The following is a 19,478-nucleotide window of genomic DNA, read 5'->3' as shown; positions in this document are numbered from 1 at the left end:
CGCGGGAATGCCGCATAACCTCCTGCGGACCCGGCCAGGCACCGGCGGTAGGCTGAACCGGTGAGCACCCACGAATTTTCCCAGGTCGATGTCTTCACTACCGGGCCCGGCAAAGGCAACCCGCTCGCCGTCGTCGGCGGTGCCGAAACCCTGACCGACGCGCAGATGCAGTCCTTCGCCAACTGGACCAACCTTTCCGAGACGACGTTCCTCCTGCCGCCGGCCGATCCCGAGGCCGACTACCGGGTACGGATCTTCACGCCCAGCGGCGAGCTCCCGTTCGCCGGCCACCCGACGCTCGGCACCGCGGATGTCTGGCTGCGGGGCGGCGGCGTGCCGCGCACCGAGGGCCGCATCGTGCAGGAGTGCGCGGCGGGCCTGGTGGAGATCAAGAACGACGGCGGACGGCTGGCTTTCGCCGCGCCCGTCCTGCAGCGGACGGGGGAGCTGCCGGAGGAGAACGTGCAGAAGATCTGTGCCGCCCTCGGGCTGGAGCGGTCGGAGGTCCTGCGCCACCAGTGGGCGCACAACGGGCCGCGGTGGCAGGCACTCCAGCTGGCCGACGCCCAGGCCGTGCTCGACGTGGAACCGGATTATGCCGCTTTGGCGCCCTTCGGCGTCGGGCTCATCGGCGCCTACCCGCCCGGCGGGGACATCGACTTCGAGGTGCGCGGGCTCATGGGCTTCGAGGCCATGCCGGCCGAGGACCCCGTCACCGGGAGCCTGAACGCGGCGCTGGGACAGTGGCTGATCGGAGCCGGCCTCGCCCCCGAGAGCTACGTGGCCCGGCAGGGCACCCGGCTGGGCCGCGACGGGCGGGTCTACGTCTCGGCGTCCGGCGGGGAAATCTGGGTCGGTGGCGACGTGCAAACGGTCATCCGCGGAACGGTGGAGCTCTAAGGTGGCCGCGGCACGAACCGGCGTCACCGCAGCCTCCGGAACTTCCACGCGCTCCGCAGCCTGGGCCCTCGCCTCGTCACTCCTCGGGGTGCTGCTGCTCGCGCTGATGCTGGCCTACGGGCTCGGCACCGAGGGGGCCGGACTTGTGCTCGCACCGTTCGTCGCCCTGCCGGTCCTCATGTTCGCGCTGATCGGGGTGGTGCTGGCCGCGGTCGCCCTGGCCCGGAGGACGCCCCGCCGGAGGACCGCCCTGGCTGCCCTCGTCATCGGAATCGCGGCCGCGGTCCCGCCCGTCTGGCTCTGGGTGTGGCTGCTCGCCGGCTGACGCAAGCGAGGCAGTCAGGCCAGGGACAGCACGTAGGACAGCACGAAGCCGGCTGCGGTGCTCAGGGCGACCGCCGGACCGCCGTGTTCGAACGCCTCAGGCATCAGGGTGTCCGCCAGGGCGGCGATCACCGCCCCCGCGGCGAAGGCCAACGGCAGCGAGATCGTCTCAGGATCGCTGGTCGACAGAGGCCCGGCGCCAACGACCACGGCGGCAACCAGCAGCACGGAGCACGCCACCCACAGCCAGATGACGGAGGGCCTCGACATGCCCTGGCTGCGCATGGAGGCCGCGCCGACCAAGGCCTCCGGCAGGTTGGAGACGAAGATCGCCGCCAGCAGGGCCAGGCCGCCGCTGCCCTCGCCGAGCGCCACGCCCAGCGCCAGGTTCTCCGGCACGCCGTCGAGCGTGGCTGCGGCCAGCAGGGCCAGACCCGCCGCGCCTCGCGTGGACTCCGCGGTCGGGGCATGGCCCTTGGCGGCGGCATCCGTGTCCAGTTTGGCGCTGCCCCGGTACTCGTCCGCGGGGATCGATTTCGATCCGGCCTGCGCCCAGCGGTCGAGCAGCGCGCTCAAGGTCGTGAACACCACGGCGCCGACGAAGAGGCCGCCGGCCGCGCGCCAGATGCCTCCGCGCTCGTAGGCATCCTCGAACAGTTCGAAGGTCAGGGCGGTAACCAGGGCCCCGGCCGCAAAGGAGAGGATGATGGCCAGCACGCGCTTGGGCAGTTCGAACCACACGCCGATGAGCCCGCCGATCACAAGGGCGCTGGAAGTTACGATGCCGAACAGCAGCGACATTGCCACAGGGTCATTATGGGCGCTGGCTTCGTGGACGACAACGACAGGCCCATCATCCTTGCCCGGGAGCGGCTCGCTGCCGGCCTTCTTGCTCAGGCTTGGCCGGGGTGCGATCCGTGGTCGTGGGTGGTCATGAAGCGGTGGCCTGCGGTGACCAGTTCGCGCAGCACCTCCGGATCCACATCCGCGAGCTTGTTGATGTACAGGCACGCGGCTCCGGTCTTGTGCTTGCCCAGCCGCGCGAGCAATTGGGCGGACTCCGGCGCATAGGTGAGGCCGTAGAGCGCAAGGCTGGCCTTCCGCGGAGAGAACCCGACGGCCAGCGCGTCGCCTTCGCGGCCGCTCGCATAGCGGTAGTGGTAGCTTCCGAAGCCCACCATGGACGGGCCCCACATCAACGGGTCTTCGCCCGTGACCTGGCGCATCAGCTCCAGCAGCGCCTCGCCGTCCGCGCGGCGCACGGGGTGCTCGATGCCCGCGAGGAACTCGTCTACCGGCACGTCGGTCGGGGCGGTCTTGTTCTCAGCCATGGCCACAGTCTGCCAGAGTCTTCGGCGCAGGCCAGCCCGCTCGTTTCCCCGTGCTCGGCCACCATGCCGCCGGGCTAGCCTCCGGCGCTGCGTTCCTGTCGCAGTGCCGGCTAGCCCTCGGACTTGGCCGGCGGCTCGGGCTGGATCAGGCGGACGAACTCCCTCGCCTGCTGCTCGTCCGCGTCAGAGTGCTCCATCAGGAGCCGGACGGCGGCCTCCCGATCGCCGCCCAGGGCCTGGTCCTTGATCCGGCCGAAGACGTCATCGTTGAGGCGGGTGCTGGCGATCTCGCGGATCTCGTCGCCCTGCGAGACAATCGCGCGGTAGCGGTACCCGCGTGCCGCCTCCTTCGGCCGCCGGGCGAATGCGGGGGCATCGGCGGCTTCCGGGCGCGGCGTGGGAGCCGGCCCGGCAAGTGATTCGGGCGTGTCGGGGACAACCGGACGGGCCGGCGGTCCGAGCGGACCGGAGTCCTGGGACCCGGCCCCGCCGCGACCGGCAGCATCCCCGGACAAGCCGGAACCATTGGCTTCTCCTGCCGATCCGGAAGCGGCATCCTTTGCCTGACCCGGACCGGCTTGCCCGGCCAACCCTGAGGCAGCGTCCGGGGACAGGCCGGAACCTGTTCCCCCGGCAGTGCCCGGGCGGCCGGCTTCTTCGGACCGGTCCGAAGCGGCGACACCATCGGGTCGGCCCGATCCTCGTGCGCCCTCGGCGCCATCCGTAGCCGGCGCGGCCCCGTAAGCCTGTGGGTAAGCGGACATGCTGGCGACGGCGGTCGCCGCCTCGCGGAGCTTGGCGCCGGTCGCCTTCCGGTATTCCATGATTGCGTTCAGCGCGTCACCGCGCGCCAGCAGCGCGTAGATGGCCGAGTGCTGCTGCTGGTTCAACCGCGCGCTGGCTCTGATCGACTCCTCGCGGGACGCCACCGCCGCCGGTCCCCGGGACGAGCGCCCGCGGGATCCGCCGTCGTTCCCGGTCCTGGAACGGCCGCCCAGATACTTCACGGCCAGCAGGCCCAGCACCACAACGACGACGACAATCAGCAGGGGGATCAGGAAGGACTCCATGTGATTAATCCTACGGGCACGTTCGCGGGACCTTGGGGCGGGGTCGCGAATGGCAGCCACCCGATTTTGGGGCTATGCCGTCCGCCGAACAGGTCCCATCGGGCATCGATGCAGGCCCAGCCGCGAAGAACCACGGCGTTATCCACGGGAGAAGCCGCGCATCCTGTGGATAACGGTGTGGACATTCGTCCCCTACGGCCCTTTCCCACACTTGTCAAACCCACAGTGTTGGGGAAAAGATCACGCTGATTTTCTTTGATCCACAGGCTGTGCAGGGCATTTATGCAGGTCAGAGGCATGTTACTGCCGAGTTAACAAGGTTATCCACAGTTATCCACACAGTCTGTGCACAAGACACGCCAGCCAATCCACAATGTATCCACAGGACCGGTGGATAACTGGCTTTGCGGGCCGCACAAAGAGGACTAACGTACCGGGTATTCCTCCTTGTTTCGGCGCCGTCCGGGGCTATATTGCCCTGCCCGGCGCCGGGCGGAAGTGTCGGAAGCGGTTGATACATAGGAATCGGCCGGCCCCCTCCGCCAAGGAGTGTGCCGGCTGGCAGAAGCAGCGTCGAGGACAGAAAGCAGGCAGCGGTGACAGCAGTTCAATCGGACTCCGCCCAAACAAGTCGGGAACCGGATTTCGCCAGGACGCCGCCGCAGGACCTCGTCGCCGAACAATCGGTGCTGGGCGGCATGATGTTGTCCAAGGACGCCATCGCCGACGTCGTGGAGATCCTGCGCGGCAATGACTTCTACCGGCCGGCCCACGAGAGCATCTATGAGGCCGTCATTGACCTCTACGGCCGCGGCGAACCGGCCGACGCCGTCACCGTGTCCGACCTGCTGACCAAGCGCGGCGAAATCACCCGCATCGGCGGTCCGGCGTACCTGCACACCCTGATCCAGTCGGTTCCGACGGCGGCCAACGCCGGCTTCTACGCGGAGATCGTCCGTGAGCGTGCCGTGCTCCGCCGCCTCGTCAACGCCGGCACCAAGATCGTCCAGCTCGGCTACTCCCAGGACGGCGAAGTCGACGACATCGTCAACCAGGCGCAGGCGGAGATCTACACTGTGGCCGAGCGGCGCAGCGCCGAAGACTACGTGCCGCTCAAGGACATCATCGAGTCCACGGTGGACGAGATCGAGTCCGCCGGGCATCGCGGCGAGGGGCTTACCGGCGTCCCCACCGGCTTCTACGAGCTCGACGAGCTCACCCAGGGCCTGCACGGCGGCCAGATGATCGTCATCGCGGCCCGGCCCGCGGTCGGCAAGTCGACCTTCGCACTGGATTTCGCTCGATCGGCCGCGATCAAGAACAACATGACCACCGTGTTCTTCTCGCTGGAAATGGGACGCAACGAGATTGCCATGCGCCTGCTGTCGGCGGAGGCCACGATCGGCCTGCAGGACCTCCGCAAAGGCACGATCAAGGACGAGCAGTGGGGCAAGATCGCCACCACGATGGGCCGGATGAATGACGCGCCGCTCTTCATTGACGACAGCCCGAACATGTCCTTGATGGAGATCCGGGCGAAGTGCCGCCGGCTCAAGCAGCGGCACGACCTGAAGCTGGTCGTGCTGGACTACCTGCAGCTAATGTCGTCCGGCAAGCGCGTCGAATCCCGCCAGCAGGAAGTGTCCGAGTTTTCCCGTGCGCTGAAGCTGCTGGCCAAAGAGCTCGAGGTGCCCGTCATCGCCCTGTCGCAGCTGAACCGTGGTTCCGAGCAGCGGACGGACAAGAAGCCGATGGTTTCCGACCTCCGCGAATCCGGCAGCATCGAGCAGGATGCGGACATGGTCATCCTGCTGCACCGCGAGGACATCTACGACAAGGAATCGCCGCGCGCCGGCGAGGCGGACGTGATCGTGGCGAAGCACCGTAACGGCCCCACGAAAACCATCGTCGTGGGCTTCCAGGGCCACTACTCGCGCTTCGCCAACATGGCGGTCGAGAGCGGGTAGCGCTGTAGGGCCTCCATCCACTTGTCGCTTTCTCATAGTGCTTGTCCCCTGTTCGTAGCGCCGGCAGTATGCTGGCTTGCATTCTGGAAGCCAGCAGTTGACGAGGCCATCGCGGGGATTTCAGCTCAAGATCGACGTCGGGCAGTGACTGACGACAGACAATTAGGAACCAGTGGAGTTCGCTGGCTTGGAGCGCTTGAGGTGCCATCAGCGGGCTTTTTTGTGGGCGGGGCATACGCCAATCCGAGAACCCCGGAAACACAGCGTTTTCTGTGCGTGGTTTACGGCAAGTGAGCGGTGCGGTGGAGGACCGGCTTATGCGACAGGGGTCGCGGGCTGGCATTAAGAGCAGCCAAGCGGTGTCCAGCGGACCGGACAACAACTTCACAAACACGGCAGCATGCCGTGGCTCTGCCTGCACGCTGCTCTCAGTGAGCCCCGTTCTAGACTCCGCTAGCGCTCGAACCGCTTCTAAAGATCCTCGTCTTGGGAGTCCATTGCATTCCTCCGATCTTGGTCTGCCGGGGTGACCGTCCAGATCTCAAAAGCACGCACAGAACGGGCGAGCGGACCTCAGCCCTGCCCGGTTACGGCGTCGTCGTAGTTCTCGCGTGCCTCGAGGATGGACGCGGCTTGAGTTCTGCCCACTGCCGTACGGCTTAGGAACGGCGGGCGGCATCGGGTGACCGTAGACGCCCGTCCTTCCGAAGCGGCGTGACAGGAGAAGCATTGAACTGGTGACAGTGCTGCGCAGACTGAACGTTTTATGCCAGCCGGTTGCGCTCGTGGTGTTCATGGACCAGTTAAGCGGGGGCCGTCCATCATCGGTTATCCCCTGGGCGTGCAGCGGTGCGGACCAGTTCGCACAAGGTAGCCAGTACGGGAGTGCTGACGCCGTTGTCCTGTCCGAGTCGAACGACCGCTCCTCCAATTGTGTCAATCTCTGTGGGGCGGCCTGCCTCCCGGTCCATCAACATGGAGGTCTTGTGATGTGTGTGGTGAGCGAATGCGTTATCGAGCGCTGCCTCGATGCGCTGCCGGGAGACGTCGATTTGCAGGCGTCCGGCCACAGCCAGGGTTTCCTCAAGCACCGAGGCAACGAGTCCGCGGGCGTGGGGATCGGCGCCTATCCCTCCTACGGTTAGGCCAGTGACTGCGCTGAGTGTGTTCAAAGCGGCGTTGAAAGCGACCTTTTCCCACACGGGGATTCGGATGTCCTGCTCCACTGCCGCATGCAGGTCAGCGGAGTCCAAGAGTTGGGCGATGTTGGGCAACCTGGGTACGTTGCCGAGGGCCCCGAGTCTTACTTTCCCACGACTGTTGCTGGACACCATGCCGGGTGCTGACAGATCGGCGGGGAAGTCGGTCACTCCCAGCAGGGTTTTCGATGGTCCGAAGTACTCCTGGAGGCGTTCGGCATTCCCGAGGCCGTTCTGCAGCGTCAAGCCGCAGCTCTCAGCGCCGATGAGGTGCGCGATGGAGGCTACGGCCGCCTGCGTATGGAATCCCTTGGTGAAGATGATGAACAGATCGAACGTTTCGTCCAGCTCGGAGGCTCGGGCGGCTCGGGCTGGAGTGTGCTCGGTGCGAGACTCGGTCTGGAGAGTCACTCCCCGCGCGTTGAGCACATCGATGGTGGCCTGGTTCGTGTCGAGGAAGACTACGTCCGTGCCTGCCAGCTGCAACCGGGCGCCGAAGAGTTGGCCCATGGCACCCGCCCCCACAATTGCCGTTTTCACTTCATGGCCCCTTTTCTTTCCGAGGACTCAAACTCTGCTCGCTTGCCGGCATGAGCCTGTCCCTGTGCTGACGCCTTGCGGCGGTTTAGTCGGCGACGACCTGTGCATCGATGAGAAAGGGGCCGCTTCCCTCCAAGGCCTTCCTATAGACCAGCTCGAATTCCTCGCGGGTCTCCGTCCTCTGGGCCGGAACCCCGTAGCCTTCGGCAATGGCGACGAAATCGATCCTGCCGAGCTGGAGACCGGGAACGTCCGGCACACCCATGCGCTGGGCGAACGCCGCCAGAGCCCCGTAGCTGGAGTTGTTGACGATGACGAACACTGTTCGCGTCTGGCGCTGGGCCGCGGTGTACAGGGCAGTGATCCCGTAGTTGGCGGAGCCATCGCCCACCGTCGCGACGATGGTCTTCTCGGGATCGCCCAGCGACATTCCGACCGCCGCCGGGAGGCCGAAACCGAGGCCGCCCGATGCCGGGAAGTGGTACATGCTTGGGCGCTCGATGGCGATGCGCTCGAGGTATTCCAGATCCAGGGTGGTCGTCTCGTTCACGTAGGCCACGGTATCGTTGGCGTGGGCGTTGAGGACTTCGAGGATTTCGGTGCCCGTCATGCCTTCCGGGGAGGTCTTGGCCGCGGGCAGGGCGCGGGTGCCGCGTGCCCCGCGCCGCTGGCCGCGGTCCGTCACGCCCTCAGACAGGGTCTTTGCTGCGCTGGCGACCTCGGCGACGACCGCCCGCCCGTAGGGTGCCCGTGTTGCTTCGCGGGGGTCCTGAGTGAGGTGTACGACCTGTGTGCCTGCGGCAAGGTAGTTGCCCGGCTCCCAGCGGTGGTAGCGGAAGACGGGGGCGCCCAGGACGAAGACCACGTCGTGGCCGGCGAGGCGCTCTCGTACCGACGTAATGCCCGGGACGAGGACACCCTCGAAATTCGGGTGCGTGGTCGGGAAGGGACACCGCGATGGAGAGGGCGCAATGTAGACCGAGGCATTGGCCTTCTCCGCCAGAGAAGCCACTGCCTCGAAGATGGCAGGGTCCTGCACGGCAGCGGCGTCCACCTGGGGGCCGACGATAAGGGCAAGGCTCTTCGCGCCGTCAACGATGGAGATAAGTTCCTGCGCCAACGCGGGAGCCAGGTCGCCGGAGGTGGCGACTGAGCGCTCAGTCAGCAGCGAGTCGTCTTCAAGGGCCGTTTCGGCCCAGTCGTCGAGGGGGACCGACACGTACACCGGACCGCACGGCTGGATAGAGGTCTCAAAAACGGCCTGGGCCAGGGTCCGCGGCACGTCGGCGGCAGCGAGGGGTTCGTGCGAGTACTTCACGAGCGGCGCCGGCAGTGTTGCGGCATCCGCGCTGGCGAGCATTGTCTCCTGGCCCACGGTGCGCCGAACCTGCTGCCCGGCCAGAATGACCATGGGGATGTGCCCGTAGTGGGCGTTGGTCAGCGCCCCCATGGCATTGCCGGAACCTGACGCCGCATGAAGATTCACTAGGGCCGGTCGCCCTGTGGCGCGGGCATAGCCCTCGGCCATGCCCACGACCACCTGCTCGTGCAGGCCAAGGACGAAATCGAAGTCTTCGTCGAGGCCAGCGAGGAACGGGAGTTCATTGGACCCGGGGTTCCCGAAGACGGTGGTCACGCCGTGGGCACGAAACACATCCAGGCTCGATTCCAGAACGGTCTTCTTGGTGGTCATGCGCGTTCCTCTTTCAAATATTCGCTGCGTAGGTAGCCGCGGGCGTGGTGCTGGCGGCGGCTTGCTGCCGATCCGGACCATGCCGCACACGTTGCCGACAGGGGCAGCGATCGCCGATCCGAATCCGTCGGGGGATCAGAACGGGACGGGCCCCATGGCAGAGCGCACGCCCACCCAGTGCAGGGTCGTGAAATCCTCGATCGCCTGCTCGCCGTTGAACCGGCCCAGGCCGGAGTTCTTCTCGCCGCCGAACATGACATGCGGTTCGTCGTTAACCGTGGAGTCGTTGACGTGGGTCATGCCTGCCTTCACGCCGCGGGCAAACCGGACACCGCGCTCAACGTCCCGGGTAAAGACGGCGGAGGACAACCCGAATTCGGTGTTGTTGGCGATCCGCAGAGCTTCTTCTTCGCCATGGGCCTTGATGATCCCGACGGCGGGACCGAAAATTTCGTCCCTAGCGATGTCCATGTCCTCGGTCACGTCGGCGAAGACATGCGGGCCCACCAGACGCCCGTCGAGCTGGCCCCCGACGACCTCACGGGCGCCCTGCTGGCGGGCGGCCTCAATCAGCCCGGCCACCGTGGCAACCTGTTCGTCGTTGACGACCGGTCCGATAATGACGCTGTCGTCGGTGGTGTCCCCGGCCACGAGCTCTCGTGCCCGGGCGGCGAAGCGGTCAACGAACTCGTCGTAGACGGACGCGTCCACGATGATGCGGTTCGCGGCCATGCAGATCTGGCCCTGGTGGAGGAACTTGGCCATCAGGGCGCCGTTGACGGCCCCCTCAAGGTCGGCGTCGTCCAGGACCACCAGTGGAGCGTTCCCGCCCAGTTCCAGAGCGACCTTCTTCAGGTGGCCCTGGGCGGCCAGGGATGCCACGCGTTGTCCCACCGGGGTCGATCCGGTGAAGGAAATCATCGAAGGGATCGGATGCTGGACGAAGTGATCTCCGATCTCCGACCCGGCGCCGGCCACGACGGACAGCAGGCCCTGGGGGAGGCCGGCTTCCTCGAAGATCTCGGCGATGACCAGTCCGCCGGAGACCGGGGTGTCCGAGGCCGGCTTCAGGACGACCGCATTGCCCAGGGCAAGGGCCGGAGCAACGGAACGAATGGACAGGTGCAAGGGAAAGTTCCAGGGGGAGATCACGCCGATGACGCCGAGGGCCTCGCGGTAAACGCGGTTTTCCTTGCCCGGGAAAGCGGACGGATGCAGGGTCCCGTGGGACCGGTTCGGGAACGTTGCGGACTCACGCGTGATACCCACGGCGGCGCTGACCTCGATATTGGCCTTAAGAGCCGAGGATCCAGATTCGATGCGCAGCAGCGCGGTGAGCTTGGGTCGACGGCGCTCCAGGATGTCAGCGGCCCGGCTGATGATGGCGGCGCGCTCGGTAGGGGGAACGTTGGCCCATTCCTTTTGGGCAGCTGCGGCGGTTTCGTACGCCTGGTCCACATCTTGGGCAGACGCTCCAGAGAAGCGGCGCAGCACGGTCCCGTCCAACGCAGCGGTGACAGTGATAGGACGCTTCGAGGAGCCGTCCCTCCAGACGCCGCCAATGAAGCTTCCGGCCTGAAGTCCGTCAATAACGGAGACGGCGGCAGTGCGGACGTCGGGGGAGGTGGTGGCCGTAGCAGTCATGAAAGCCTCTTTCGGTAATCGAAGTGGTCTCCGAACCGCAGTTCTGAGAAGACATATAGAGGTTAGGTGAGACTGATCACCGGGGTCTAATAAAGAATGAAGGCAGGTTCCATAGGTCCAGCTTATGAGTTGGTCCCATGACTACCCTCCGAAAGACTGATGCCCTAAACCCTCCAAAGATGGAGAGGCGGGCGGACGCTGAGCTAGGCGTCGCTATAGGGACCGCATTGTCTCGATCGCCCACTCAACGAACCAAGCCGTTGCCGAGGATGAGGTGTCGAGAGCCGCGTGGGCGCGAACGGGGGCCGCGAACTCCTCACGCGGCAAGGGACTGACCGCGAAGCCCCATCGAGCGACCCAATCCGCGGTCACCACCTCCGGGACGAAGGCGATCAGCTCTGATGCAGCCAGGATCCCCGGAATTGCCCCGAACCCTGACACGTGAACCGAACCTTCCACAGGGGGCGGCAGGAGGGAGTGCATGAGCGCATGTCCTGTCGTTCCCCGGACCACCACCCGAGGCAGCAACGTCATTTCTTCCAAGGTGGGAGTTCCGCCTCCGAACCGATCGCGCTTCGACACACAGCAGTACCGATCCCAGCGAATGATCGAAGTGCGCAGCGCTCCCTCGAGGAGCGTAGACGAGACGGCGAGGTCCAGGTCCCCCGCAACAAGGCCGTCGCCTGCCGTCTCGGTGTCGAGATTAACGACATCCAGACTGCAGTGCGGAGCAGCCGCCGCGAGGCCCGACACCAGCGCCGGGAGGAATACAGTCTGCCCGAGATCAGTTAGCGCGACGCGAAAGGTAGTCCGGGCGGTCGGCGGGTCAAACCGCGAGAGCCGATCAATAGCCGCATCGGCAATCATGGGAAGCCTGCCGACCTCTTCATACAGCTGCAAGGCCGCGCGGGTGGGGGCAATTCCACGCCCTTGGCGCCGGAATAGATCACTTCCCGTTGCCCGGCGCAATCTGTTCAAACCTTGGGTGACGGACGGCTGGGACATCTTCAATCGCTCCGCGGCCGCTGTCACCGAGCCTTCCTCGATGACAGCAGAAAATACCCGGATCAGGTTCAAATCCACCACGGATGGCCTCCTACATCTGGTCTCTAAGGGGTGCCGAGGGATCACCGAAACAAGGGGCCATTGGGTCACGCGCGGAGCCTATTGCGCCGATGCGGCGAATCGGCGCGCTCGTGGCCCTCATGAGATCGATCATGCCACGGGTCCTTCCCCGGGAGCTTTCGCCCGCACGCTGGAGGGCTCCGTCCGGAATGGCATGGAGAAACGAAGACAGGGCGGGCAATAGATAGATCCAATGAAATCAATGCAATTTATCGATTGGCTCAATGACTTGCTTTTCCCTACAGTGAGTAGGGCCGCTTTGTGACGAGCGGCACGGTGCAGGTGCCGGAGGCAAGCTGCTTCCATTACACGCCCGGGGACCGTCCCGGGGTTGCTCGAAGCCTACTTCTGCACCCTGTGCGTCGAATGATGGTCTGCAGCCTCTGGTTATGGTGCGAGACGAAAAGCACCTGATCGATACCTTCCCTTCGAAGTACCTAGGAGTTCCCATGTCGAACAGAGAAATGGCGTCGCAACGGGTTGCGGTCTCCAGCCAAAAGGAACAGCGCAAAGTCCTGGCGGGGACACTCGTGGGCACGACGATTGAGTGGTACGACTTCTTCATTTATGCCCAAGCTGCCGGGCTCGTTCTCGCTAGCTTGTATTTTGCGCCGATGACCACCGAGAATCCGGCGCTGGCACAGATTGTCTCGTGGGCGTCGCTGGGTATCAGCTTTCTGTTCCGCCCCTTGGGTGCGGTCGTGGCCGGTCACTTGGGCGACAGAGTGGGGCGCAAGATGATGCTCGTATTCACACTTGTCCTTATGGGTGCCGCCACCGCGCTGATCGGCCTCTTGCCGACCTATGCGGCTTGGGGTGTCTGGGCGCCGATCCTGCTCGTTGTGTTGCGCATCGTCCAGGGTTTCTCGGCAGGTGGCGAGTGGGGTGGCGCGGCTTTGATGTCCGTGGAACATGCACCCCTAAGCAAGCGCGGGTTCTTTGGTGCTTACCCGCAGATCGGTGTGCCCTGCGGGATGATCCTGGCGACGTTCGTCATGTTTCTCACGACGACGCTGTTGAGCAATGAGGACTTTCTGGCCTGGGGCTGGCGGCTGCCGTTCCTCTTCTCCGTCGTCCTCATTCTGGTGGGTTTCCTCATCCGGCGCTCGGTGGACGAGAGCCCGGTCTTTAAGGAAATGCAGCAGCGCAAAGCTGAGTCAAGCGCGCCTCTGCGCCAACTCTTCCGCTCCAACTCGAAGCAGGTACTGCAGACTGCCCTTATCTTCCTCGCCAACAACGCTGCCGGCTACCTGCTCATCGCCTTCTTCTCGGCATATGCAACGAAGCACCTCGGTATGGAGCGCGGCCCCGTTCTGCTCGCGAGCACGCTGGCGGCGTTCTCCTGGCTGGTCTTCACGATGTTCGGGGGCATCATCTCGGACAAGCTGGGCCGGATACGGACCTTCCAGATTGGTTACGTCGCGCTTCTGCTGTGGGCAGTGCCTATGTTCATGCTGATAGATACCGGGGACATCCTCTGGTTCACCGTCTCGGTCCTGGTCCTCACCATCGGGCTCGGTCTCTCCTACGGCCCCCAGGCGGCCCTGTATGCGGAGATGTTCCCGGCCAACATCCGCTACTCCGGCGTGTCGATCGGTTACGCCATCGGGGCGATCCTCGGCGGTGCCTTTGCGCCCATGATCGCCGAGCTTATTTTGGCCGAGACCGGGGGCGGGATGGCCATCGGTATCTACATCTCAGCTCTATCCGTGGTCTCCCTGGTGGCCGTCTCCACCGTCAAGGAGCCGCAGGGGCGGGACCTGCGAAGCTAATGCACCGCACAAAGAGGCAGATTATACAAATTGCACAGAAAGCCTGTGGATCAATATCGCTTGCGTCCGTATCGTCGACTGCAAGTGAAAGGAACGAAACGATCATGCCTGCCAAAGAAGTTGGCTACGAGCTGACGATGAAGAATGGTCTGCCGACCATTTTCGGAAACCTCGGCTCGAGCGAGTTGCCGTTCCTTGGCCCGATTTCGGCGGCCTTTCGTTACATCAGTCTTCAGCCTGGGCCGCGCCGGTACGCCGTCTGGTCTTAGGGCTGCCGCCTCTGTCCGGATCTGCAGTGTCGGCCCGGACAGAGGCATGTTCAAGAACGACTACCCAGAGTGACAGGACAGCACCACCATGACCAAGAACGACCTAACCAGCAGTGGCGGTAGCCGCAGCGCATGGCCCTCCACCGTGGCCGTTATCGGCGCGGCCGGGCTGATCGGTTCCGGTGTCGTTGAACGACTAGCCGTTGAAGGGCTGGCCGACACCGTGTACCTGACCGACCTACGGGACAACATCCTGCAGGCGCACGCCATCGACATCGCCGAAGCACAGATCCTCGCGGGTTCAACCCATACCCAACTGGTCGTCGGCCCGCCTCCGCCCGGCCTCCCCGTCGACCTGGTCATCGTCGCCGCTTCAGCGCCGGAAACACCGGACGGTGACCGTCGGGACTTCCTCCTCGCCAACCTCCGCCTGCTTAGGATCCTTCTGCCCGACATCGAACGCCTGGCCGGGGACCACGGAGTGGTCATGCTCCTCTCCAACCCGGTGGACGTCCTGTCGGACGCGCTGCACCGGATGTCCTGCATCGCTCCCGACCGCATCGTCGGCTACAGCCTCAACGACTCCATCCGTTTCCGTGCCGCCGTCGGCCGGGAAATCGGGGCACGTCCGGAACACGTTTCCGGCCTCGTGCTCGGTGAACATGGCGACGGGCAGGTGCCCTTGTACAGCACGCTTGCCGTTAACAGCGTCCCCCTGGTCCTGAGTTCCGACCAGCGGGACCGAATCACGGCCGACATAACAGGGTGGTTCTCCCGGTGGTCCGCCCTCAAGCCCGGCCGTAGCAGCGGATGGACCACGCCCCTCGGAGTCGCCCAGATCATCAAGTCCATGGCTTCCGGGGGCGTGCATCCGGCGACGATCTGGACCGGCGCGCTCCCCGAACTTCCCGACACCTTCGTTTCCGTGCCCACCGTGTTTCGGGACGGGCGGCTGGTTCCCGTGCTCCCCACGCTCTCGGAACAAGAGATTACGGGCCTCGCCCAGGCGGCGAGGTCAGTGGGTACCGCCGCCGCCGAAGCAGTGGAAGCCTTGCAGGCTACGCCCAAATAGCAGAGCCATAACCGAGTCCTCGACGTCTATAACAGGCGCGGGTCAGATCGGCAGACTCTATTCTTGGATCATGACAGGAATGGATCTGAATCTTCTCCGGGCCTTCACTGCCATTTATGAGACCGGAAGTCTGACCCGCGCCGCGCTGGAACTGTCGATTACCCAGCCATCGGTCAGTTACGCGCTGGGCAGGCTGCGCAAGCAGCTTGCAGACCCGCTTTTCGCACGCACCGCAGAGGGAATGGTGCCGACCCGGCGGGCGACGGAACTTTTCGAAACGATCAGGCCGGCCGTCGCCGCGATCGACGCGACAGTGGAAGCGGGACGAGCCTTTGACCCCGCCTCAACGCGGCAGGAGTTTCGCTTGTGCCTCACTGACCTGGGGGAACTGGCCTTTCTGCCGCCGCTTCTCCGGGTCTTCGGGAATGAGGCCCCCCATGCGACGTTGGAAATCGTCCCGATGCAGATCGACTCGGTGTCCCAATGGCTGATGCGGGGAGAAATAGATGCCGCGGTCGCCAGCGTGCCCATCGAAGGGGCTGAACACCACAAGATCCTCTATGAGGAACGGTACGTGTGCGTCCTGCCCGAAACGTTCGCGGGATCAGACGAACCGCTGGCACTCGACGAATTCGCTGCCCTTCGTCATGTTGCCATCCATCAGTCCTCCGGCCATTCCCAGGCCGACCGCATGCTTGAATCCATGGGTGTCGAGCGGCGGGTGGTGCTCCGCCTCCACCACTTCTCCGTGCTCCCACAGATCGTGGCCAGCAACGATTGTGCGGCAATCGTCCCTTTGCGCGTCGCCGAACTGTTCGCCGCCCAGCAGCCCGTGACTTTTCGCGAGCTTCCCTTCGCCATCCCGACGTTCAACGTTTCTCTCTACTGGAACGGGGCACCACCCGTATCGTCCGCCCGGACATGGTTCCGAGAGACGATCGCCGATGCGCTGAAGTAGGTGCCCCCGTCTGTTGCGGGCGCCGGCGGCGGACCGCACCCGTCCCAGGGACTGATGGCCCTCGAGGGCGCTACGATGCGTAACGGGAACGGAAGCACCTGCGCGGGGACGTTCAGAGGCGGCTCTCTCTTAGCCGGCTGCGGACGCAATCGGGAGCCGTCGAAGAATCATTCAAGCAAGCCGAAGGAGTCGTTTTGTCCCAAGTCGCCAAAGCACCGATAACCGTGACTATGTCCGATCGGCGCCGCGCGTACAGGCAAGCGAACAAGACCTCCTGGCGCTCTAGCCGCAGATGCGGGACTGTGATCATCGGCCGTTCTGCCTGGAACGTGCGTCAGCCTCGGTATGGTCCCGGTGCAGGGTGGCCCGGGACAAGACCAGCTCCCGGGTGAAGCGTGCAGCGGCGCTGTCTTCATTCCCTGCGGTAGAGAGCCCCATCAGCCTTTGGTGAATCTCCTGTGCCCTATCGGCAATGGAGCGCGGAGCCAAGGTCGGATGACAGTACACCCAGCCTCGGAGGCAGGTCTGTGCATCTAGAGGAGAACGGCGGTCATTGACGCATGACAAGTGACAAGTGCGTTGAGATCCTGCAAGTGCGTCAGGGGCTCCGGACGCCCAGCCAGCCACAGCGCGGCGGGTCGAGGGCTGTGCGTGCGGTCACTTTCGGTCACATTCAATGGGCCCACCGTGGGTGGCCGGATACAGTGGACCCGCTTCCTCAGCGACGAGGTGGCGGGAAAACGACGAAGAAAGCAGCGGTGCATGAACTTTGAATCGCACTCGATGACGCTCAAGATCTGGGACCACTCCACGATGGACCACACGCTGGAGGCCGCCATCGCGCACGTGTCTACCAAGGCCAACGCCCCGCGGGATCGGGTGAGGGTCACGCGCAGCGGCCCCAACGTGTTCACGGTCAGCCTGCCGGGCGACGCGGCCCCAGGCTCTTTGGCTTAAGCCGTCTCGAGCCTTACGGGAAAAAGGAACAGCACCGCTGCAGCGTCCGGCTGCGGCGGTGCTTCTGTTGTGCGTAAGTTGTTGCTGCCGTTCCCTTCGCCGGGGAGCCTGGCTAGGCCGGTTCTGCCGGGAGCACGGGGACGCGGTCGCTCAACTCGGTGGCGGTGAGGTTTGCCGCGTTGCTGATTGCGTCCGGATCAGCTCCGGCCTTCACCGCTTCGTCGATGGCGGTGTCGAGCTGGCTTTCGGCTTGGTCAATTTCTCCCTGCAGGGATTCGACCGCCGCCGAGGCGACCCAAACCTGTTTCAACTCTTCATCCATACCATGAGCTTACGGCGTAAGCTCTGCCCGGTCGAACGATTGGAGGCCGGTTCTCCCTCGGCATAACGAAAACACGGCGCCTTCGTTCCCCCGATGTTCCGGATGCCGGGACAGGGGCGCCCGCCTGAGCGTAGGCTGGATTGAGCCGCAGGAAGGGGCTGACAGTGTCCGGTCCAGCGCCAGCAGGCCACGACGGAAGCCAGGAACCCGGTGCCGAACGCGCCCGCTTGGAGCGCGGGATGATCCTTGAGGCCGGCGTTGAATATGTGGAGCGCTTCGGAGTCCGGCAGCTCACCATGCGCCGGCTCGGCAAAGAACTGGGTGTGGAGGCGATGTCGCTCTACCGCTACGTGCATTCGCGGGAGGACCTGCTGGACGGCATTGTGGAATCCGTAGTGGACGAACTTTACAGCGACCCTGAAGTCACCGTAGAGCCGGTCCATGGCTGGCAGGACTACCTGCTGCGGCTGGCGCACGGTTCGCGGCGCCTGGCCCAGACGCGGCCGCAGGTGTTCCCGCTGGTTGCCACCAGGCCGACCGAGGCTCCCTGGGTCCGGCCGCCGCTGCGCAGCCTGCGCTGGGTGGAGTCCTTCCTGGCCGCACTGACCGGCTCGGGCTTCAGCGAGCGGGCCGCCGTGGATGCCTACCGGGCCTTCAGCAGTTTCCTGCTCGGGCATTTGCTGCTCGAGGTTTCCGCCATGGGCGCGGACGTCGGGCCGGCCGAGGAGGCCGAGTTGCGGCCCCCGCGCCCGGCCGACCTGTCAGGCTACCCGCTGCTGCGGGAGTTCCAGTCCCTGCTCTCCGAGGACCGGGCCGAGCAGGAGTTCGAGGAAGCGCTGGAACAACTGTTGGAACGCCTCGAAACGCTGCGCAGCTGACTCAAAATTCGACCAGTTTCGATGGAACGTTTTGCGCAAATAAAGTAAGCATGCTTTGCTTACCCTGTAAGCAAGATCCGATGGCGGTGCCGATCCTTCAGGGGAGGCGCCGCTGGACCCTTCAGCCCGAAATGCCGGCCTCCAGCTACGGCCGAGGCTGAAGGGGAGAAACAGAGGAGAGAGCATGCAGGTCATTCGAAACAACTTCGGTGCTTCGCAGTACGACGCCTACGTTGATGGAGCGGTCGCAGGATCCCTGCACTACCGCATTGAGGGCGACCAGATGTGGCTTCTTCACACCGCTGTGGACCAGGAATTCCGCGACACCGACCTGGACGACCGGCTGATCCGCACCGCCCTGGCGGATGCGCACAGCCGCCGGCTGTCCGTGTTGCCGTTCTGCCACCAGGTCCGCAAGCGGGTCTTCAACCACCCCGTCTACCTCCAGCTGGTTCCGGCCGGGGAGCGGGAGCGTTTCCGCGAGTCGTTCGAGGAGATCCTCAAGGACGAGGCCGCCTGGCGGAAGGCGGAAGCGAACCGTGCGGCGCGCAAACCCGTGCTGGTGTCCGTCGGCAAGGCGGAAGCCGCTTAGCATGGAGGGCGACAAACTCAAGGTCCTGGTGAGCATGGACGTGGACTGCGACAGCGCCAGGATCGAAGTCAAGGGAAGCGTGGATTCCCGGAACGTGCAGGCACTGCATGCCGTCGCCCGGCGGGTGAACGCGCTCATGCCGGGTCTCGGAATCGTCCTGGATCTTGCGGCGGCCTCCGCAACAGCCGAGGCCGCCCGGGAGCTGCAGGAGTGCGCCGACGCGCAGACGCTGCCGGCATGTGCCGGTGAGGATCCGGTTCCCTGCAACCTGAGCGCTGTCCTTCCGGCCGAGGCGGCCAAGCCCGCCCGGTGCGCGCAGAGGGCCGGGGAGGCCGGCAGGCTGGCCGGCGCGTCCGTGGCATCGGGATCCGACGTTGCCCTGGCGGCCTAGCGGCTAGGCGAACCAGGTATCCGGCGGACCGAGGAACAGCAGGAAACTGAAGACGGCGGCAACGGCCACCAGCGTAACGACGACGGCGGTGGCCGGCCGCCGCAGGACCCACGCCTGGAGCTTTTCCAGCGGTCCGCGCGGTTCCGCACCGCCCGAGGCCAAACGCCAGCCGCCGTGGAGCAGGCCGCGGCGGTCCAATGACCTTTCCACGGGAATGGTGGCATAGGGAACGACGGCGGAGGCCACGGTGAGCAGGCCCGTCCCGGTGGTCCATTTCTGGTTCACCCAGGTGAAGCACGTGCTGGCCACGTAGCAGAGGAACACGAAGCCGTGCAGTCCTCCGGCGATGCTCATGACGGCCTCTCCGGTGTGCAGGACGTACTTCAGGAACAGGGCGATGAGCAGCAGCGTCCAGGTGGCTGCTTCGGCAAAGGCGACTGACCGGAACAAAGTGCGGGGCGGCATGGAAGTCCT

Annotated in this window: 20 protein-coding genes; 11 read left to right on the top strand and 9 right to left on the bottom strand. The window is 65.1% G+C overall.

All coding sequences use genetic code 11. From position 1 onward, the window contains the following. Positions 1 to 60 precede the first annotated feature (60 nt). Together AHIS1636_RS05110 and AHIS1636_RS05105 are read left to right on the top strand one after the other, a co-directional pair. Positions 61 to 900, top strand: a complete 840-nt coding sequence (locus tag AHIS1636_RS05110; protein WP_264794731.1) for a PhzF family phenazine biosynthesis protein — start codon at positions 61 to 63, stop codon at positions 898 to 900. A gap of 1 nt (position 901) precedes the next feature. Beyond that, positions 902 to 1,225 (top strand): hypothetical protein, encoded by a 324-nt coding sequence (locus AHIS1636_RS05105; RefSeq protein WP_264794730.1) that lies wholly within the window; start codon positions 902 to 904, stop codon positions 1,223 to 1,225. A 14-nt stretch (positions 1,226 to 1,239) separates the two neighbouring features. Here AHIS1636_RS05105 and AHIS1636_RS05100 read toward each other — a convergent pair whose 3' ends face one another. From AHIS1636_RS05100 to AHIS1636_RS05090, 3 genes are all read right to left on the bottom strand, one after another. Beyond that, positions 1,240 to 2,025, bottom strand: coding sequence for a ZIP family metal transporter (locus AHIS1636_RS05100; protein ID WP_373875790.1), 786 nt, complete (start codon positions 2,023 to 2,025; stop codon positions 1,240 to 1,242). Between the two features lie 92 nt (positions 2,026 to 2,117). Continuing rightward, entirely contained in the window at positions 2,118 to 2,555 is a 438-nt protein-coding gene (locus AHIS1636_RS05095) for a DUF1801 domain-containing protein (RefSeq protein ID WP_264794728.1), read from the bottom strand. A 110-nt stretch (positions 2,556 to 2,665) separates the two neighbouring features. Next, positions 2,666 to 3,625 carry a hypothetical protein gene (locus AHIS1636_RS05090; protein ID WP_264794727.1) on the bottom strand — a complete coding sequence of 320 codons (960 nt, stop codon included), beginning with the start codon at positions 3,623 to 3,625 and terminating at the stop codon, positions 2,666 to 2,668. 596 nt (positions 3,626 to 4,221) lie between these two features. Here AHIS1636_RS05090 and dnaB point away from each other — a divergent pair. After that, entirely contained in the window at positions 4,222 to 5,592 is a 1,371-nt protein-coding gene (dnaB, locus tag AHIS1636_RS05085) for a replicative DNA helicase (RefSeq protein WP_262107030.1), read from the top strand. An 821-nt stretch (positions 5,593 to 6,413) separates the two neighbouring features. On the opposite strand, the gene AHIS1636_RS05080 is transcribed toward dnaB, so the two are convergent. The 4 genes from AHIS1636_RS05080 to AHIS1636_RS05065 all read right to left on the bottom strand — a co-directional run bounded on the left by AHIS1636_RS05080 (position 6,414) and on the right by AHIS1636_RS05065 (position 11,754). Continuing rightward, the gene (locus AHIS1636_RS05080; RefSeq protein WP_264794726.1) at positions 6,414 to 7,331 is read right to left on the bottom strand and encodes a ketopantoate reductase family protein; all 918 of its coding nucleotides are present in this window, start codon (positions 7,329 to 7,331) and stop codon (positions 6,414 to 6,416) included. Positions 7,332 to 7,416: 85 nt separating this feature from the next. Beyond that, the gene (mdlC, locus tag AHIS1636_RS05075) at positions 7,417 to 9,024 is read right to left on the bottom strand and encodes a benzoylformate decarboxylase (protein WP_264794725.1); all 1,608 of its coding nucleotides are present in this window, start codon (positions 9,022 to 9,024) and stop codon (positions 7,417 to 7,419) included. 135 nt (positions 9,025 to 9,159) lie between these two features. Next, positions 9,160 to 10,668 (bottom strand): aldehyde dehydrogenase family protein, encoded by a 1,509-nt coding sequence (locus AHIS1636_RS05070; protein ID WP_264794724.1) that lies wholly within the window; start codon positions 10,666 to 10,668, stop codon positions 9,160 to 9,162. Positions 10,669 to 10,881: 213 nt separating this feature from the next. Then, entirely contained in the window at positions 10,882 to 11,754 is an 873-nt protein-coding gene (locus AHIS1636_RS05065) for a LysR family transcriptional regulator (RefSeq protein WP_264794723.1), read from the bottom strand. 488 nt (positions 11,755 to 12,242) lie between these two features. Between AHIS1636_RS05065 and AHIS1636_RS05060 the strand changes: the two genes are divergently transcribed. From AHIS1636_RS05060 to AHIS1636_RS05040, 5 genes are all read left to right on the top strand, one after another. Beyond that, a complete protein-coding gene (locus tag AHIS1636_RS05060; RefSeq protein ID WP_264794722.1) occupies positions 12,243 to 13,565 on the top strand; it encodes an MFS transporter in 1,323 nt (440 codons plus the stop codon). Positions 13,566 to 13,669: 104 nt separating this feature from the next. Continuing rightward, on the top strand, positions 13,670 to 13,834 hold the full coding sequence (locus AHIS1636_RS05055) for a hypothetical protein (protein ID WP_264794721.1): 165 nt from the start codon (positions 13,670 to 13,672) through the stop codon (positions 13,832 to 13,834). Between the two features lie 88 nt (positions 13,835 to 13,922). Next, positions 13,923 to 14,906, top strand: coding sequence for a lactate/malate family dehydrogenase (locus tag AHIS1636_RS05050; RefSeq protein WP_264794720.1), 984 nt, complete (start codon positions 13,923 to 13,925; stop codon positions 14,904 to 14,906). 70 nt (positions 14,907 to 14,976) lie between these two features. Further along, complete coding sequence (locus AHIS1636_RS05045) at positions 14,977 to 15,864, top strand: LysR family transcriptional regulator (RefSeq protein ID WP_264794719.1); 888 nt, start codon at positions 14,977 to 14,979, stop codon at positions 15,862 to 15,864. Positions 15,865 to 16,626: 762 nt separating this feature from the next. Then, on the top strand, positions 16,627 to 16,821 hold the full coding sequence (locus AHIS1636_RS05040; RefSeq protein ID WP_264794718.1) for a hypothetical protein: 195 nt from the start codon (positions 16,627 to 16,629) through the stop codon (positions 16,819 to 16,821). A 112-nt stretch (positions 16,822 to 16,933) separates the two neighbouring features. Here AHIS1636_RS05040 and AHIS1636_RS05035 read toward each other — a convergent pair whose 3' ends face one another. Beyond that, on the bottom strand, positions 16,934 to 17,143 hold the full coding sequence (locus AHIS1636_RS05035) for a hypothetical protein (protein ID WP_264794717.1): 210 nt from the start codon (positions 17,141 to 17,143) through the stop codon (positions 16,934 to 16,936). Between the two features lie 239 nt (positions 17,144 to 17,382). Here AHIS1636_RS05035 and AHIS1636_RS05030 point away from each other — a divergent pair, with 239 nt between their 5' ends. From AHIS1636_RS05030 to AHIS1636_RS05020, 3 genes are all read left to right on the top strand, one after another. Next, the gene (locus AHIS1636_RS05030; protein ID WP_264794716.1) at positions 17,383 to 18,021 is read left to right on the top strand and encodes a TetR/AcrR family transcriptional regulator C-terminal domain-containing protein; all 639 of its coding nucleotides are present in this window, start codon (positions 17,383 to 17,385) and stop codon (positions 18,019 to 18,021) included. A 184-nt stretch (positions 18,022 to 18,205) separates the two neighbouring features. Further along, positions 18,206 to 18,613 (top strand): GNAT family N-acetyltransferase, encoded by a 408-nt coding sequence (locus AHIS1636_RS05025; protein WP_264794715.1) that lies wholly within the window; start codon positions 18,206 to 18,208, stop codon positions 18,611 to 18,613. Position 18,614: 1 nt separating this feature from the next. Continuing rightward, positions 18,615 to 19,004 (top strand): hypothetical protein, encoded by a 390-nt coding sequence (locus AHIS1636_RS05020; RefSeq protein ID WP_264794714.1) that lies wholly within the window; start codon positions 18,615 to 18,617, stop codon positions 19,002 to 19,004. Positions 19,005 to 19,007: 3 nt separating this feature from the next. Here the strand turns inward: AHIS1636_RS05020 and AHIS1636_RS05015 are convergent, their stop codons facing one another. Beyond that, positions 19,008 to 19,469, bottom strand: coding sequence for a DUF3817 domain-containing protein (locus AHIS1636_RS05015; protein ID WP_264794713.1), 462 nt, complete (start codon positions 19,467 to 19,469; stop codon positions 19,008 to 19,010). Between the last annotated feature and the right edge of the window lie 9 nt (positions 19,470 to 19,478).

This window comes from Arthrobacter mangrovi, assembly GCF_026011795.1.
Lineage (GTDB): Bacteria > Actinomycetota > Actinomycetes > Actinomycetales > Micrococcaceae > Crystallibacter > Crystallibacter mangrovi.
This window is presented reverse-complemented; position numbering and strand designations above follow the sequence as displayed.

Bases quoted from the DNA above. Each gene is read 5' to 3' on its own strand.
- AHIS1636_RS05100 (WP_373875790.1), bottom strand. From the start codon at position 2,025: ATGTCGCTGCTGTTCGGCATCGTAACTTCCAGCGCCCTTGTGATCGGC.
- AHIS1636_RS05095 (WP_264794728.1), bottom strand. From the start codon at position 2,555: ATGGCTGAGAACAAGACCGCCCCGACCGACGTGCCGGTAGACGAGTTC.
- AHIS1636_RS05090 (WP_264794727.1), bottom strand. From the start codon at position 3,625: ATGGAGTCCTTCCTGATCCCCCTGCTGATTGTCGTCGTCGTTGTGGTG.
- mdlC (WP_264794725.1), bottom strand. From the start codon at position 9,024: ATGACCACCAAGAAGACCGTTCTGGAATCGAGCCTGGATGTGTTTCGT.
- AHIS1636_RS05070 (WP_264794724.1), bottom strand. From the start codon at position 10,668: ATGACTGCTACGGCCACCACCTCCCCCGACGTCCGCACTGCCGCCGTC.
- AHIS1636_RS05060 (WP_264794722.1), top strand. From the start codon at position 12,243: ATGTCGAACAGAGAAATGGCGTCGCAACGGGTTGCGGTCTCCAGCCAA.
- AHIS1636_RS05055 (WP_264794721.1), top strand. From the start codon at position 13,670: ATGCCTGCCAAAGAAGTTGGCTACGAGCTGACGATGAAGAATGGTCTG.
- AHIS1636_RS05050 (WP_264794720.1), top strand. From the start codon at position 13,923: ATGACCAAGAACGACCTAACCAGCAGTGGCGGTAGCCGCAGCGCATGG.
- AHIS1636_RS05045 (WP_264794719.1), top strand. From the start codon at position 14,977: ATGACAGGAATGGATCTGAATCTTCTCCGGGCCTTCACTGCCATTTAT.
- AHIS1636_RS05040 (WP_264794718.1), top strand. From the start codon at position 16,627: ATGAACTTTGAATCGCACTCGATGACGCTCAAGATCTGGGACCACTCC.
- AHIS1636_RS05035 (WP_264794717.1), bottom strand. From the start codon at position 17,143: ATGGATGAAGAGTTGAAACAGGTTTGGGTCGCCTCGGCGGCGGTCGAA.
- AHIS1636_RS05030 (WP_264794716.1), top strand. From the start codon at position 17,383: ATGATCCTTGAGGCCGGCGTTGAATATGTGGAGCGCTTCGGAGTCCGG.
- AHIS1636_RS05025 (WP_264794715.1), top strand. From the start codon at position 18,206: ATGCAGGTCATTCGAAACAACTTCGGTGCTTCGCAGTACGACGCCTAC.
- AHIS1636_RS05020 (WP_264794714.1), top strand. From the start codon at position 18,615: ATGGAGGGCGACAAACTCAAGGTCCTGGTGAGCATGGACGTGGACTGC.
- AHIS1636_RS05015 (WP_264794713.1), bottom strand. From the start codon at position 19,469: ATGCCGCCCCGCACTTTGTTCCGGTCAGTCGCCTTTGCCGAAGCAGCC.